The sequence below is a fragment of the Chitinophaga sp. YR627 genome, from assembly GCF_900114995.1.
Classification (GTDB): domain Bacteria; phylum Bacteroidota; class Bacteroidia; order Chitinophagales; family Chitinophagaceae; genus Chitinophaga.
The window spans coordinates 283023-299217 of the sequence record NZ_FOUX01000007.1 but is presented as its reverse complement, the minus strand read 5'-3'; the positions used below and the strand labels follow the sequence as shown (position 1 = coordinate 299217).

15 protein-coding genes are annotated in these 16195 nt (G+C 42.3%); 10 read left to right on the top strand and 5 right to left on the bottom strand.

What is annotated here, in order from left to right; translation table 11 throughout:
• Positions 1-62: 62 nt before the first annotated feature.
• Positions 63-1388 (top strand): hypothetical protein, encoded by a 1326-nt coding sequence (locus tag BMZ72_RS33430; RefSeq protein WP_089815381.1) that lies wholly within the window; start codon positions 63-65, stop codon positions 1386-1388.
• Positions 1389-1522: 134 nt separating this feature from the next.
• On the opposite strand, the gene BMZ72_RS33425 is transcribed toward BMZ72_RS33430, so the two are convergent.
• Positions 1523-2290: a cytidine/deoxycytidylate deaminase family protein gene (locus tag BMZ72_RS33425; RefSeq protein WP_089815380.1), complete on the bottom strand. Its 768-nt coding sequence runs from the start codon at positions 2288-2290 to the stop codon at positions 1523-1525.
• A 443-nt stretch (positions 2291-2733) separates the two neighbouring features.
• On the opposite strand from BMZ72_RS33425, the gene BMZ72_RS33420 reads away from it, so the two are divergent.
• On the top strand, positions 2734-3744 hold the full coding sequence (locus BMZ72_RS33420) for a DNA/RNA non-specific endonuclease (protein ID WP_089815379.1): 1011 nt from the start codon (positions 2734-2736) through the stop codon (positions 3742-3744).
• Positions 3745-3879: 135 nt separating this feature from the next.
• On the opposite strand, the gene BMZ72_RS33415 is transcribed toward BMZ72_RS33420, so the two are convergent.
• The 3 genes from BMZ72_RS33415 to BMZ72_RS33405 are packed head-to-tail and all read right to left on the bottom strand — an operon-like array spanning position 3880 to position 5332.
• Positions 3880-4239 (bottom strand): VOC family protein, encoded by a 360-nt coding sequence (locus BMZ72_RS33415; RefSeq protein ID WP_089815377.1) that lies wholly within the window; start codon positions 4237-4239, stop codon positions 3880-3882.
• A gap of 48 nt (positions 4240-4287) precedes the next feature.
• Entirely contained in the window at positions 4288-4770 is a 483-nt protein-coding gene (locus BMZ72_RS33410) for a hypothetical protein (RefSeq protein ID WP_143087851.1), read from the bottom strand.
• A gap of 31 nt (positions 4771-4801) precedes the next feature.
• A complete protein-coding gene (locus BMZ72_RS33405; RefSeq protein WP_089815372.1) occupies positions 4802-5332 on the bottom strand; it encodes a hypothetical protein in 531 nt (176 codons plus the stop codon).
• A 403-nt stretch (positions 5333-5735) separates the two neighbouring features.
• Between BMZ72_RS33405 and BMZ72_RS33400 the strand changes: the two genes are divergently transcribed.
• Genes BMZ72_RS33400 through BMZ72_RS33390 form a run of 3 tightly spaced genes read left to right on the top strand, consistent with a single transcriptional unit; the run spans position 5736 to position 9111 of the window.
• Positions 5736-7994 carry a xanthine dehydrogenase family protein molybdopterin-binding subunit gene (locus BMZ72_RS33400; RefSeq protein ID WP_089815370.1) on the top strand — a complete coding sequence of 753 codons (2259 nt, stop codon included), beginning with the start codon at positions 5736-5738 and terminating at the stop codon, positions 7992-7994.
• A gap of 29 nt (positions 7995-8023) precedes the next feature.
• Entirely contained in the window at positions 8024-8494 is a 471-nt protein-coding gene (locus BMZ72_RS33395; protein WP_089815369.1) for a (2Fe-2S)-binding protein, read from the top strand.
• Positions 8495-8496: 2 nt separating this feature from the next.
• Positions 8497-9111, top strand: a complete 615-nt coding sequence (locus tag BMZ72_RS33390) for a hypothetical protein (RefSeq protein ID WP_089815366.1) — start codon at positions 8497-8499, stop codon at positions 9109-9111.
• Here BMZ72_RS33390 and BMZ72_RS33385 read toward each other — a convergent pair whose 3' ends face one another.
• The gene (locus BMZ72_RS33385) at positions 9112-9834 is read right to left on the bottom strand and encodes a helix-turn-helix domain-containing protein (RefSeq protein ID WP_317043505.1); all 723 of its coding nucleotides are present in this window, start codon (positions 9832-9834) and stop codon (positions 9112-9114) included.
• 366 nt (positions 9835-10200) lie between these two features.
• On the opposite strand from BMZ72_RS33385, the gene BMZ72_RS33380 reads away from it, so the two are divergent.
• The 5 genes from BMZ72_RS33380 (at position 10201) to BMZ72_RS33355 (ending at position 16160) form a co-directional block, all read left to right on the top strand.
• Positions 10201-11829 carry a carboxylesterase/lipase family protein gene (locus BMZ72_RS33380; protein WP_089815362.1) on the top strand — a complete coding sequence of 543 codons (1629 nt, stop codon included), beginning with the start codon at positions 10201-10203 and terminating at the stop codon, positions 11827-11829.
• Between the two features lie 19 nt (positions 11830-11848).
• The gene (locus BMZ72_RS33375) at positions 11849-12700 is read left to right on the top strand and encodes an aldo/keto reductase (protein ID WP_089815360.1); all 852 of its coding nucleotides are present in this window, start codon (positions 11849-11851) and stop codon (positions 12698-12700) included.
• A gap of 656 nt (positions 12701-13356) precedes the next feature.
• The gene (locus BMZ72_RS33365) at positions 13357-13986 is read left to right on the top strand and encodes a flavodoxin (protein WP_089815665.1); all 630 of its coding nucleotides are present in this window, start codon (positions 13357-13359) and stop codon (positions 13984-13986) included.
• Between the two features lies 1 nt (position 13987).
• On the top strand, positions 13988-15655 hold the full coding sequence (locus BMZ72_RS33360; RefSeq protein ID WP_089815359.1) for an alpha/beta fold hydrolase: 1668 nt from the start codon (positions 13988-13990) through the stop codon (positions 15653-15655).
• A gap of 4 nt (positions 15656-15659) precedes the next feature.
• Complete coding sequence (locus BMZ72_RS33355) at positions 15660-16160, top strand: cupin domain-containing protein (protein WP_089815663.1); 501 nt, start codon at positions 15660-15662, stop codon at positions 16158-16160.
• Positions 16161-16195: the final 35 nt, after the last annotated feature.

Below are 16195 nucleotides of genomic sequence, written 5' to 3'. Positions count from 1 at the left end.
ACAAATCCTGTATCTATTTTAACACTGAGTAATACCGCCACCACGTCTTAAAAATCACAAAGATGCAATGTGAGAAATGCCGTCAACCAGGATCAAAGCAATATCTCCTGCTGCTGCTTATACTAGCGTTTTCCTTACCGTCATACGGACAACTCCCCAAGGTGCTCAAAGATGCCGGAGATGCGCTTAAAACCGGCACAGAAACCATGAGAAGTCTTAACGTGTTTATCGACGCTACCAAAAGAACTACCGCACAGTTCAACAAATCGGTCAAGGTAGTAAAGAGTAATAGCCCGGCGCCAGCTGTTCCGGCGGATCAGGTTACAAAGCCTAAATACAAAAAAGGAGAATTTACCAATTTCAAGTGGGAGCCTATTGCTTATTTTGACGGGCAGATATTTCCATCTATGGTCATCAGTATGGCCAATTACAATGGGGATATTGATAATGCTTTCATGAACTCCGTTAAGAGCAGTGCGCTTGGCTTCCGGTTTCTGAGTGACAAATCATATATTCCTGTGAAATGGGAAATCGAAAGCAGTGATAAGTCCTATTTCGATAAAGTAAGTGGTGATTTCATGTCACAACAGGCAGGTCAGGAAGTCTATTTTATGCCCAATATTCCCTGGAATATGTCGACGCTTACCAAACAGATTTCCAGTTCCCCGATCAACATTATATTCAGGGTATTTGATGAAGATGGTAATAAATCAGAAAAATCTATTCCACTGTTTATGCGCAGTATCAACGACTGCATTTACCGTTACCATGAACAAAAGTTTGATTTCCTGTTCACTGCCTTTATCCAGGAACAGCATCCGGAGATCGACAAGATCCTGAAAGAGGCATTGAATACCAAACTGGTTTCCGCGATCAGCGGCTACCAGGGGGATGATGTGAACACGATCCTCCAGGTAGCAGCCATCTGGAAAGTATTACACGACAGGGGTTTTCAATATAGCAGTGTCACCACCACCTCTACCAATAGTACCAATATTATCGCCAGTCAGGCTGTTCGTACATTTGACAACTCCATGAAGACCAATCAGGCCAACTGTGTAGATGGAACGGTGGTCTTCGCTTCTCTGTTAAGGGCCATCAATATATCCACCGTCATGGTGCTCACCCACAATCATTGTTTCCTTGGGTTTTATACCAGCAGAAAAAAGAATAAAATCCTATACCTGGAGACGACCATGCTTTCCAATGCTGACATTATTGATCAGGTCAAACCCCCTTCCAAAAAGAACCAGGCGTATGTTGATCAATTTATGCAGGCAGTCAAATATGCTTCGAATAAAGAATATCCGGAGTATAAGGCAGCGAATGATCTGGTAGAGATTGATGTTGATTACTATAGGAATTTTGTCAGACCGCTACCCTTCTGAGCATATAACGCACAATCCATTCATGCGTCTTCAATATGAGCAGTGAGCTGTTTAGTGTTGTAGTTATCTTTTCAGGGCATTTCTGGTGTGATGCAGGATGATGTCCAGGGGCTTCATCACAAGTCTTTGGCGACTTATCTTGCCTTTTCCTGTAATCCGGTGAGTGTTTTCAGATTCCTTTGCTTTTCCTCTTCTTCTGTGAGCAAATCTGCTGCGGTTAGTTGCAGGAACTGCGTATTACACTCCCTCAAAAAGTCCTTTAGATCATCCAGATAAAGCGTTGCATTCTGAGGATGACTATTTACATAATCCGATAACCATTTTCGCTTTGCTCCGCAATTCGTAATCAGTTTGCTTTCCGAGTCAGCCGGAATTTCCAGGCTTCCATAAGTTATGTCATAAGTGGCATAATATTTATCTTTCAAATACCTGAAAGATTGTCCATATGTGGCATCCGGGATAATGTATACGATGCGTTTCATACGTGTTACCAGCAATGCAGATGTGCAAAACGGGCAGGGCTCCAGTGTGGTATAAATAGTCGCCCCTTTGGTAAAATCACCTGCTGAATTGGACTGATTGAAGAGTTCATCACGATAGTAACTCTCTACTGATTTTTCCTCTGCATCCCTGGGCCGTTTGATATTTAATCTTTCAATAGCCTCTTTTAATGTCAATTGTTCTGCATGTAACATTGGGTTGCATTCCGCATGAATATGGTTCTGCCGTTGTCCGATAAGCTCTCCATCACAGTTATCTATAATTGCGGCAAAAATATTCAGGCCGTCCTTATGCGTCGGCTTGCCATCTTTGTGAATAAACTGTGTATCAAAATTTTTAAAAGCAATTGCCATAAGGCCTAAAAATACAATTGCATCTTTTTCAATGATAGGAGTAAGCATAATTTTGGTGTTAGTTTTACCTGTTAGCAATTATTGGGGTATATGGAATTCGAAATAATCAGGAGGGCGGTCTTTTAACTCAACATCTTCCGGCATCGGCCTACAGATAATAAACTTAGTTAATTATCTACAATAAAAAAAAGATAGCTTCTTATTATAAATCCGGCATCGAAATATCATGCCGCACTTAACTATTGAACCACCACAATAAATAGCTTCGCTTTTCGAGTAGTTTATTAGCTGAAATTATCGCATATTGCAGCCCAATTACAACTTTAACGATTAAACTTTTTTTCATCAAAGAAGTGTACAATAAAAAAAGAATATGCCAGCAGAAGAATGATTATCAGACCGTATTGACGCCATATCCCCGTCTATCCTAAGGACTGTACCCAGCATCCACATCACATACCATCATTTAAATTTTTAATACAAGCCAATTAATGAAAGAGAAAAAATTAATATCCCTCGTCGTTACAGCAGCGCTGGTAATATTTATAACTTGTGTAAGGCTACGTGAAACATCCGCTAATAAGACGACAGATAAACCGAAAAAAACCAATACCGAAAAAACATCGCACAATACAACAACAAAGTCTTCCCGTAATACAACAAAGCCATCTCAGGGAACAACTGCTTCACGGACAATTGTACCTTCATCATCCGACAATTGCGATACCCGTGTAAAGAACACCAGTGACAACAATCACCTGCTGTTAGGTAATCCGTCTGATGCACAGCCCTGCATGGCACTTATCAGCAATTATCTCATCGACAGAAGTTACTATGTAGCCTCTTACAACAGTCAGCGTGGTATCCCTAACTGGGTAAGCTGGCACCTGGATGCCAATGATCTCGGCAAAACTAACAGAACCGATAACTTCAGAGCAGATACTGAGTTACCCAACAACTTTTATCAGGTAGAAGGCACCGACTATGTCAACTCCGGTTTCGATCGCGGACATAACTGTCCTTCCGGCGACCGTAGCAATAATACCAGTGCCAATGAATCTACCTTTCTGATGAGTAATATGATTCCACAGGCGCCCAGAAACAACAAACGTGCCTGGGCCGGCTTTGAGGAATATACAAGAAATACACTCGTGAGACCCGGTAATGAATGTTACATCATTATGGGAAGCTATGGTATTGGTGGTACCGGATCAAAAGGCAAGGTTAAAACGATCGATCAGGGAAAAGTGACAGTACCTGCACGCATCTGGAAAGTGGTAGTGGTTATTCCTGCCGGTGATAATGACCTGGAACGTCTCAGCAGCAGCGACGTTACTGTGGTAGCTATCGATACACCGAATAATAATAAAACAGTTGATAACAGCTGGAGGAAATATATTACTTCTGTGAGAGCTATTGAAGATTCAACAGGCTATCATTTGTTATCAAATCTGCCGAAGAAAGTACAGCTGGCACTGAAATCAAAGGTATATGTGCCGTAGTTGGGGTATATCAATTACAAATACATATAAAAACGGCCTGGATCAATGATCCAGGCCGTTTTTATATGTATCCAGGGAAAACTTTATTCGAATCTTCGAATAACCAAAATCAACAAAACTATTGAAACTTTCTGTTCAGACAGAAAGGGCGACACCGAATACAACCGTATTTCCATCGGGATCGTTTACGGCGAAATCACGCAACCCATATATGCGGTCTTCAGGTGCATTGAGAATAAGGGCACCCCGCGCGCTCAGGATGCCATGAAAACGATCTACTTCGTCACATTCAATACATAACAATGTGTTACCCGGCATCTTTTTAATGCCCTGGTTTTGGGGCCCGCAAAGATGAATGAGGATGTGATCATAGTACAAACCGGCATAATCTCCCAATATGAAATCTTCTGCAAATCCTAAAATCTCTGTATAGTATTGTAAGGATAGCCTTACATCTGAGACATGAAAGACTGTCGTGCAGCTTAAAGCTTTCATAATATTGGTTTTAATGATGTTAGATCTTGCTGTGAGACTGACATATGACTATCTTCTCCATTCTGGCAAATTATCCTTATCAAACCATGTTTGTATTGTTATCAACCCATGGTTTTTCTCCTTCGGAAAATATGAGAATAATAACTCCACTCCTAACTCAGGCATTTCAAAGAAAACTATCTTATCCATTGCTATTTTAAAACGCCAGTTGATTTCACGCTTGTTTAGGAATGCCGCCATCTGATCAACTTTTATTTGTTTCAAGCTCAGTTTTTTCCCGCTCTGTTTAATAATATGCCGCCCTTTCTGATCATGCAGGTATATCGTAAACGCTTCTATCTTTTTATCCGGTGTTACGCTCACATTTACGGCGATACCTTCCAACTCTCCTTTATACAAAGAAGGTTCCCCATTTTTATGTGTATGTGTAGATACCAGCCAACCTTTACGCTCTTCCCAGGCCATTCCAATCTGCAAATGTGCGAGTTTACCTGTCGTGATAAATTGAGCTAACAATCTACTTTTCTTCATAGTATTACTGATATGCATTTACCTCAATTAATCACTCCATTGCTAATTTTCCATTCCTGAATATACCTGTCCATTTCTTTAGCAGGTCGTCAGATATCACAGGCTGCGTAACCATAACACTGATCATATGTATAGAAGAATCTGTCAGCAATAAATAATACAATCCAGATTCTGACGTCGGCGTATCCGGCTCCACCTTAAATATACTCCAATTATCTCCTTTCGACAATACGGTAAAATGCGCCTTGCCATTTTGACCTTTTATCTGATCCTTATAGGTAGAAAGTACCTGCTCAATACTTTGCTGCGACTTTTGTTTAACTGTTTCCAAATTGATAAAGATCGTCCATTTATCTGCTGTTTCATCAGAAGGCATTACCTGCATAAAGTGCGCCGTTGAATCATCGGTTTCATTCTGGATCTTCCATGCTCTATCCGCAGGGAAATCTATTTTTAATGATTCATGCAGTGGAGGAAGGGGAACTTTGAAGGACTGTGCGACCTGATGAAACAATTCCCGGGATGTGAAAAATCGTGAAGCAGCTGCCGTACAGGTAATCATATATACTTTACTATCATGGTATAGAATAAAATCACTTGCACATAGTGTATCTGTGACGTTTTTGACTAAATGGACTCTGTCGGCTTTACTATGTCCTTGCATTAAAGCCTACGTCCTATCCTTTCGAGGTCTTTTTATCTGTAACTGGACAAGAACAGAATAATGACGATTACTTCTTTCTTAACTAATCGGTAATAATGGTACAAAAAACGGTAATCTGTATACTAATTTGCCTACCAGGCTACAGATCTTTGAGAAATCTACGTTCCGGTATGTAGGAGCAGAATTGTATTATGAGAGATACTATAATTGATAAAAATGGAATAATTGCAAAGGAAATATAATTATTCTTTAATCGCTCTATATAACCGCTCAAGACTATTCAGTTAAAAAAATACGAAAAATGACCCATCAGAAAACTCCGATGAACAGGCGATCGTTTTTAAAATCATCTACACTCGCTGGTGGCGGGCTGATGATAAGTTTTACCTGGTTGTCAGCATTTAAGTATGATGATAAATTGAATGAATCAGACCTTCCCCAATGGAATGAGTTAAATGGATATATCAAAATTACCTCGGATAACCTTATTAAGATTATCAATCCAAACCCGGAATTTGGACAGAATGTGATGACTTCGTTCCCAATGATCGTAGCGGAAGAACTAGATGTAGACTGGGAAAAAATAGTGGTAGAGATGGGGCCGCATGACAGTGTTAAACTAGGGCCGCAATTTACTGGCGGAAGCAATTCCGTAAGGATGTACTGGAAACCGCTTCGTCAGGCGGGGGCAACAGCCCGGCGTATGTTAATGCAGGCGGCGGCGCAAACCTGGTCTGTACCTGTTGAGGAAGTAACCACTGAAGCAGGAATGCTCTATCACAAAAAAAGTGGCAAATCGGGTACTTATGGTCAGTTCGCGTCAACAGCGTCAGGTATTCCCGTACCAAAAGAGATAAAACTGAAAGATCCGAAGGAATTTAAAATAGTACGGAATTCAAAGAAAAACGTAGAAGGGGCGAAAATTGTAAGCGGTCAGCCACTCTTCGGACTGGATTACAAACATGAAGGAATGCTGATCGCTATGATCGAACATCCACCGGCTTTTGGTATGAAATTGAAATCTTTTGATGCCTCTCAATCATTGAAAATGCCTGGTATCAAAAATGTTTTCCGCCTTGAATTATACCCGGAGGGTTTCGAACAGGGTGGTTTCGACACAAGAACATTCAATGACTTACTGGTAGTGCTAGGTAATACAACATGGGAGGTTATGCAGGCCCGTAAAAAATTGGTAGTGACGTGGGAGCCTAAAGGGGATACCGTTGATACTATGGGGAGCAGAAATGGGAAAAAAGCAGTTAATGTACCGGGACGGCTGGAGAGTACAAGCGCTCAGCTTTCAGAGATGAAGCAATATGCGGACAAACCAGCACAACAATTGAGAAAAGACGGTGATCCGGAAACAGCTTTTAAAAATGCAGCCCAGATTATAGAACGTACATACAATGCGCCGTTTTTAGCGCATAACTGCCTCGAGCCAATGAATTTCTTCGCCCATGTAACAGAGGAAAAGGCCTTATTAGTAGGTCCGTTACAAGCTCCAGGATGGACAGAACCTACATTATCAAAAATTCTGAACCTGCCGGCTGAAAAAATAGAGATTCAAATGACCCGCATGGGCGGTGGTTTTGGACGCCGTGCATATGGACACTATTTGGTAGAAGCTGCGCTGATTTCAAGGCAAGCCAAAGCACCAGTTAAGCTTGTTTACAGCCGTGAAGACGATATGACATACGGCATCTACCGTCCTATGTATACAGCTACTTACCGTGCAGCATTAGATGCAGATAAGAATCTTTTGGCATTGCATATAAGAGGCGGCGGTATTCCAGAGAATGCGATTCATCCGAACAGATTTCCAGCCGGTGCAATTGATAACTACCTCGCTGAAGGATGGCAGATTCCTTCCAATATAACGATTGGAGCATTCAGAGCCCCACGCTCGAACTTTAATGCTGCGGCTGAGCAGTCCTTCCTGGATGAACTGGCAGAAGCAATGGGAAAAGATCCGATTGAATTAAGGCTCGAACTTTTAAAAAGGGCGAAGGAGAATCCTGTTGGCAAAAACAATGAATACGATGCTGACAGGTATGCAGGCGTATTGAAACTTGTCAAAGAAAAATCTGGCTGGAATAGTCCGACTGATAAAAAGTACAAGCGTGGCGTAGCCGCCTATTTTTGTCATAATTCCTACGTGGCACATGTTGCCGACATGGTGGAAAGAGACGGACAACCTTATGTAGAAAGGGTATTTAGTGCAGTTGATTGTGGCATCGTTGTGAATCCCGATGCAGCCACTAATATGGTTCAGGGGGCAGTTATCGATGGAATAGGGAATGCGCTCTACGGAGAGTTAACGCATAAGGAAGGAGCTGCAGTACAGAAGAATTTTAGTCAATATAGAATAATTAGGTTTCATGAGGCGCCTAAGAAGATTGAAGTGCATTTTGTGCAGAATGATATTGACCCTACCGGATTGGGTGAACCGCCCTTCCCTCCGGTATTCGGAGCGGTGGCCAACGCATTATATAAAAGCACGGGTAAGCGATTCTATGATCAGCCCTTTATTACGAAACTGAATGAACTTTCAAAATCTTAATTATTTAACCTTCATTGTTTTATGCAACTATGATCTCATTAAATATAAATAATAAAACTTACAGCCTGGAGGCAGACGCTGATACCCCTTTGCTTTGGGTACTCAGAGATATTGTAGGTCTTGTTGGCACAAAATACGGATGTGGTGTGGCACAATGTGGCGCATGTGTTGTTCATTTAAATGGAGAAGCCGTACGGTCTTGTGTAACGAAAGTGAGCAGGGCTATCGGACAAAAAGTGGTAACGATTGAAGGGTTATCCGAAAAAAACGATCATCCATTACAAAAAGCATGGTTGGAATTGGATGTTGCACAATGCGGATATTGTCAGGCGGGACAAATCATGGCAGCAGCAGTACTGCTTAAAGAAAATAAACAGCCAACGGATGCGGATATTGACATTGCGATGGCAGGTAATATTTGCCGTTGTGGTACTTATTTACGTATTAGAGAGGCCATTCACCTGGCTGCTGATATTCAACAAAAGTCCAAAAAGAGATAAACATGGCTAAAAGATATTACTGGCCTAAGAAAGCCATATTTTTAATAACGACATTATTAATTTTTATGGTGATAGTGATGTCCGCTTTTGACAGAGAAGTTCCATATACCAAAGATGATCAGACACATGATAGTATAGCTTCTGTAACTGCATTTACACAAGTGTATAAAGTGCTGATGAGTCCACGATGTATGAATTGTCATCCTTCAGGAGATGTGCCTCTACAAGGTGATGATAGTCATTTGCACACAATGTTGCCACGTAGGGGAAAGGATGGGAAAGGATTGTATGCTATGAAATGCACGAATTGTCACCAGCCGGAAAATACACCTGGTGTGCGTACGCCTCCCGGCAACGCTAACTGGCATTTGCCTCCGGCTGATATGAAAATGGTGTTTCAGGGCAAGACTGCCCATGAACTTGCGAGACAACTGGTTGATCCCAAACGTAATGGTCGCAAGAATATGGCGCAGCTGATAGCGCACGCTGATGATGATCTTGTACTTGCAGGGTGGAATCCCGGAGAGGGAAGAACTTTACCACCTATTAGCCATGCGGAATTTAAGAAAGCCTGGCTTACCTGGATCCGTAACGGAGCTTTTGCGCCAGCTCCTTAGTTAATTTAATGTTCTAAACTCATTTGGTGTTAGCCCCACACGTTGTTTAAAAAAACGATTGAAATGCTGAGGGTATTTGAATCCTAATTCATATGCAATTTCTGTTACGGTTTTTGTGCTGCCGTATATTTTATTCTTAGCAACTTCAATAATTTTATACTGGATATATTCCTGTGCGGTTTTACCCGTTTCCTTCTTAATCATATCTCCAAAATACTTAGCAGAGAAATGTAATTGATCAGCACAATATGCGACAGACGGAAATCCAATAGTATATGGTTGTTCAGATGCGAAGTAATTATTTAACAATTCTTCAAATTTCTCAATCACACCTTTGTTGACTGTTTCCCTGGTGATGAATTGCCGGTCATAAAAACGATCGCAATAGTTCAGTAACAGTTCAATGCTGGATGCAATAACCCGTTTGCTGTGTTTATCAACCGGCTGCTGGAGCTCAACATCAATCTTTGCAAAAAGATCCAGTACCAATTGTCTTTCTTTGACAGAAAGATGCAGTGCCTCACTCGTATTGTAGCTGAAAAAATTATATTCTGCAATGCTTTTACCTAAAGAGGTACCCAGAAGTATATCAGGGTGGAATACCAGGCCATGCCCCATTGGCTGATAATAATCTATTTTATTTTGTACATCGATCACCTGCCCCGGTGATATAAAAACGAGGGTACCTTCCTGATAGTCATAGTACTGACGACCATATTTCAAATCACCACATTTTACATCTTTTAAAAAGATGCAGTATACGTCAAATAACATTTTTGAACCTGTTCTTTCCTTTGCTTTGGAAAAGTCCAGGACGCTAACCAGCGGATGGTTAGTCTCATGGTTATTGAAAGCGTTGTATTCGCTGATTGACTGAAAGTGGTATTCCTTTTCCATAATCCTGCATTTGATGATACAAAATTACTGATTAAAGATGGGCCTTCTGCCTGCGAGATGCCAGATCGGTAATATTGGTAGTAAAACCCGGAATCTGTCCACAGTTCCCCCCACTTTCAGGTGGATATTTGTATCCGTGAATTGTATTGACATACCCCTATTAATGTTAATCAGTCTGAAAGTTAATATATTATGAGAAGGATTCTAGTAATTATCATGTTATTTATCACACACGCGGCGTATGCCAGGCAAACGGCAAATGAACAGCATAACCGGCAGGTTACGGGACCGCTTGTTCGTACAGCTTCCGGCATACTGCGTGGCACAACTGAAGGAGACATATCAAGTTTTAAAGGTATTCCTTATGCTGCTGCACCCACAGGCGCTAACCGCTGGCATCCGCCTCTGCCATTTCCAACATGGAAAGGCGAGCGTGATGCAACGAAGTTCTGTGCAGACTGTGCGCAGATGGGATGGCCACGCACCGGTACCTCCATTTCAAAAAGCTCGTCGGAAGATTGTCTGTTCCTGAACATATGGAGACCTTCAGGCATATCAAAAGGTGCAAAATTACCCGTGATGGTATGGATACATGGTGGCGGATTTGTTGGGGGCAGCGGTGCCTTACCAGACGCCTCAGCTGCTTCATTTGTAAAACAGGGTGTAATTCTTGTTGCGATTAATTACCGTCTGGGACGGCTCGGATTTTTCGCTTTTCCCGCATTAAGCAATGAGAAACCGAATGAGCTGAAAGGTAACTATGCTTATATGGACCAGATTGCAGCACTTAAATGGATAAAGAATAATATAGCCGCTTTCGGTGGCGACCATAGCAATGTGACTATTTTTGGGGAGTCTGCCGGCGGCGTATCTGTTCATTCACTGCTTACAATTCCCCATGCGAAAGGGTTGTTTCAAAAGGCCATTATTGAGTCTGGCGGCGGCCGCGATGGTGTGCTCACCGGACGACCAATCAATAAAAATAATGCGGATAGCTATTACCCTGTATCAGCAGAGGTCATAGGCGTCAACTATGCAAAGAAGCACGGAATAAATGACACGGATGCTCAGGCACTTGAAAAACTACGCGCTTTAAGTGTGGATGAAATTATAGACGGAGGCCAGGAAACCGATGGAGCAGGCGGAGCTTTAACCTATTCCGGTCCGATACTCGATGGCAAATTAGTTGTGGAAACGGCTCAGACAGCTTATGAAGCCCGTCAACAACCACGCATTCCACTAATAATAGGGTCGAATAGTGCAGAAGTTCCCGCCGGATTTGTGAATGCTGGTTCGAAAGAAGAATTATTGTACTTGTTTGGGAGTATGAAAGCAGAAGCAAAAGCAGTGTATGATCCTGATAACAATACGGAATTTGCCAAAATGCTTTCGATGGTTAACACTGATAAAGTATGGGCAGAACCCGCACGATTTACAGCGCGAGCATTTACTGCTAACGGTTCTCCGGCATACGTCTATCTTTTCTCCTATGTGTCCCCATCAATGCAGCAATGGATGCCATATGGTGCGGCACATGCGTCCGAAATAGCGTATGTGTTCGGTAACCCTGGTAGCAGGAATGGCGGCACTATTGCAACAAAGGACCTGGAGGTTGCTAAGTTGATGAATACCTACTGGTCAAATTTCGCTAAAACCGGCAATCCGAACGGAAAAGGATTACCTGAATGGCCACTATATAATGCTTCAAAAAACGAACTTCTTGAGTTTAGGTCTGATGGCTCAGCGGTTGGTAGCCCGGACCCGAAGAAGGCGAGAATGGACCTGATAGAAAAAGCGGTTACAACTAAAAATTTGCATTAAATAACAGAACAATAAACCAATGAAGACTGTAAAATTGAACAATGGTGTAGAGATGCCAATCTTAGGATTTGGCGTGTTCCAGGTTACCGACCTGGAAGAATGTGAAAGAAGTGTAGTGGATGCGATTGAAACGGGCTATCGCCTCATTGATACTGCTCAGTCGTATATGAACGAAGAAGCAGTTGGACGCGCAATCAAACAAAGCGGTGTAGCAAGAGAGGACCTATTCATCACTACGAAGCTCTGGATACAGTCAGAAGGATATAAAGGTGCAAAAGATGCTTTCGAACTTTCTTTGAAAAAACTGCAACTGGATTATCTCGACCTTTATCTGATACATCAGCCGTTCGGCGATGTGTATGGTGAATGGAGAGCAATGGAAGAACTGTACAAAGAGGGCAAGGTCAGAGCCATCGGAGTAAGTAACTTTCACCCTGACCGCCTGATTGATCTGATTATTCATAACGAAATTGTTCCGGCTGTTAATCAGATAGAAACACATCCATTTCACCAGCAATCAGATACACAGGACTTTCTGAATTCCAACAACGTGCAGATCGAATCCTGGGGGCCCTTTGCTGAAGGTAAGAATAAAATTTTCTCTAATCAGCTGCTGGGTGAAATTGCTGCGAAGTATGGTAAAAGTATTGCTCAGGTAATATTGCGCTGGCTGATACAACGTGGCATAGTAGCAATACCAAAATCAGTACGCAGGGAGCGTATGGCTGAGAACTTCGACATTTTTGGTTTTCAGTTGAGCACTGAGGACATGGAATCAATTAAAACATTGGATACGAAATCCAGTGCCTTTTTCGATCACCGTGATCCAGCAATGGTAAAATGGCTGGGCGAAAGAAAACTTAATAATTGACACCGTAAACAGTAACAAATGAGAAAGAGAATATTAGGTAATAGTGGATTATAAGTGTCTGCATTAGGGCTGGGATATATGGGCCTAAGCTTCGGTTATGGCCCTGCTGCTTTAATTTTTAGTGGCCAGTTGGCATATGCACAGACGTCTTCCACTACAGATTTTACTACCGCTGAACAAAACATCGTTAATCTGTCTAAAATGAAGTGGCAATGGATGTCATAAGAATGTTGACTCGCTGTCTGCCCTTTTTCAGGAAAAATCTGTCTTTGTTCATATGGGAGGACGCTGGGAAAGGAGCAGGAGATCAAAATCATCAAGAATGGGGGGATTCATTACAAAAAAGCCGACATCCATTCGGTCAGTCAATATAATCGGGAATACTGCTATTTTGTTAAATAACATCACATTATTGGCCGTAGCAGGAGGAATGAAGTGACAAACCCATTCATCGTAACCGAAGTGTATATCAAAGAAGATGGAAAGTGGACGATGGGATCACCATTTACCGATCCGATTAATATGGAGGTAGCTGATGTCCTGTCTAAATGGCTGAAACAAAAACAGCCGGATAAGTAATTCTGGTAGTCATTTCCGTAATCCATCTACAATTGCGGTCTCTTATCTCCGGAACCTTGTGTCATAAAGCAATGCAGATGAAAAAGATCATGGTTTATTGTGGCCTCATTACCCTATTCAGCTGTGTGCTGTCAGGTTGTTCGAAAGCGCAGAAGCGCCAGGAAGAACGGCAAACAGCTTCAGCTGTGAAGAAAGTACTGATTGTTTACCTCTCACGTACGGGCAATACAAAAGCTATCGCCGAAATTATATATAAACACGTTGGTGGTAATTTGGTTGCACTTGAACTGGAAAAGCCATATCCTCAGAACTACCAGGCAACCGTGCAGCAGGTTGCGCTGGAAAACGAATCCGGTTTTCTGCCACAGCTAAAAACAAAAATTGATAGCATTGAGGGCTATGATGCTGTGTTTGTGGGGTTCCCAACCTGGGGCATGCAATTACCTCCACCAATGAAAAGTTTTCTTCACAGCTATGATCTGAGTAATAAGATGGTCATTCCATTTAATACAAATGGCGGCTACGGCATTGGGAGTAGCTTTGACAAAGTAAGAGAACTGTGTCCTGATAGTGATGTGCCGGAAGGGTTCACGATGACGGGGGGATCGGAACGAGATGGCAAGTTGCTGGTGATTACAGGCAGTAAAGTTGTTGAAGCTGAAACCGAAGTGGTTAAATGGCTGCGAAAAATCAATCTAATAAACTGAAATGATGATGAAATTTCAAAGGATAAAAATAATGATGTTGCTGTTTTCTGCTGCTTGGAGTAGTACGACAGCATACGGACAGCACAACGACGAAAATATATTCAATGCGAAAGACGAAAGTATCGTGCCTATTGCGGCACACATGGCTACCGGTGATCTGAACGTTCTTAAAGAAGCATTGATTCAGGGGCTCGATAAAGGAATAAGCGTAAGTGAGATTAAGGAGGTACTTGTTCAACTGTATGCTTATGCTGGATTTCCCCGTAGTCTGAATGCAATAAGCACATTAGAGAATGTGGTGAAGGAACGGAGAGAGAAAGGCGTATATGATGTAGAAGGCCGGGTTTCATCAGCGCTCACATTCAAATCATCCAGATATGAATATGGGAAGGATGTCCAAACCAAATTGACTGGTAGCACGGCTATAGGTCCGCCACAGAAATTTATGCCTGTTATAGATACATTTTTAAAGGAACACTTGTTCGCCGATATTTTTGGACGGGATGTTCTCGACTATAAAGCGCGGGAGATCGCAACAATATCAGCACTGGCTAGTATAAGTGGGGTGACAGGCCAATTAAGATCACACCTGAATGTGGGTAGGAATATTGGTCTTACGGAGCCACAGTTAAGACGAATTGCCTTTTTAATAGCCACGAAAATAGGCTGGCAACAAGGAAGAACTATGTCACTATATCTGGACACCATTTTTAAAACTGAAACCAGCAGGGCCGTTGCAGGAAATAACGACGTAATTGTAGAGAAGGTAGTTTTTCCAAACCGAACAATCACTGTTGTTGGCAATCTATTTTATCCAAAGAATTTCCAGAAAGGCAGAAAATATGCCGCAATATTGATTGGGCACCCTGCTGGTGGCGTGAAGGAACAAACAGCAGGAATTTATGCACAAAAACTGGCAGAACAAGGCTTTATTACTTTAGCATTTGATGCTTCCTATCAGGGTGAAAGCGGCGGTGAACCAAGGTTCCTGGAAGATCCGGCCATCCGTGTGGAGGACTTCAGGGCAGCAACTGATTTCCTAAGCGTTCACGCTGCTATTGATCCGAACCGCATTGGTGTTCTGGGGATCTGTGCAGGTGGCGGTTTTGCGATTAAAGCAGCTGAAACAGAGCACAGGTTGAAAGCAATAGCGACAGTAAGCATGGTTGACCTGGGACAGCTTCGCCGGGAAGGTCTTGCAGAAGTGCTAAAGCCCCAGATACAACAGCGACTGGATTCTGTAGCGAAACAGCGCATACGGGAGGCCAATGGTGAGCCGGTAAAGTATGTGAATTATGTTTTTAATTCCCCTGCCGAGATACCCGCTGGCGCAACCGGCATGTACAGAGAGGGATATGATTATTACCGGACTCCACGCGGCCAACATCCCAACTCACAAAATAAGTATGTCTTCACAAGCTTAGATAAGCTGATGAACTTTACAGCATTGGATCATGTAGAGATGATCGCTCCACGCCCTCTGTTGCTAATAGTAGGTAAAGATGCGGATTCACGTTACTTCAGTGACAATGCATATCAAAAGGCTACCGGGCCAAAGGAACTATTTGAGGTCACCGGCGCATCTCATATTGACATGTATGATAGGCCCGAATATGTACCACAAGCTGTTAAAAAGTTGAGCGATTTTTTTAATGAGCATTTACTATAGAAATATGATAACAAGAAGAGGATATGTTTACTGTGTAATTGCATGCTGTTTTGCTTTTGCTGCTTGCCGCGGAAAAAAAACCAGCACCACAGATATCAATCCTGATAATAAGACATTACCATTCGACCAGGGAGGCAGGATCGTAAGCAAGTATTTCACAGGTGAAGTCCATTTGAATATGTTAGTTGATGCAGATTCCATATACAATATGAATGTAGGCAATGTGTCTTTCCAACGGGGAGCCAGAACGAACTGGCATTCCCATCCCGGAGGACAAATTCTGATGGTGACGAGCGGAACGGGATTTTACCAGGAAAAAGATAAGCCGAAACACATCATCAAAGCTGGTGATATAATAAAATGCGCCCCGAACGTCCTACATTGGCATGGAGCAACTCCTGAAGACACAATGACACATATTGCGATTGGACCAAACCTGAATAAAGGCAGCGTTTCCTGGCAGGAAGCTGTAACTGACAGCGTCTATCATTCGGTATTAAAATAAAGAATACAAATTCATTGATAACAATACCTAAAAAA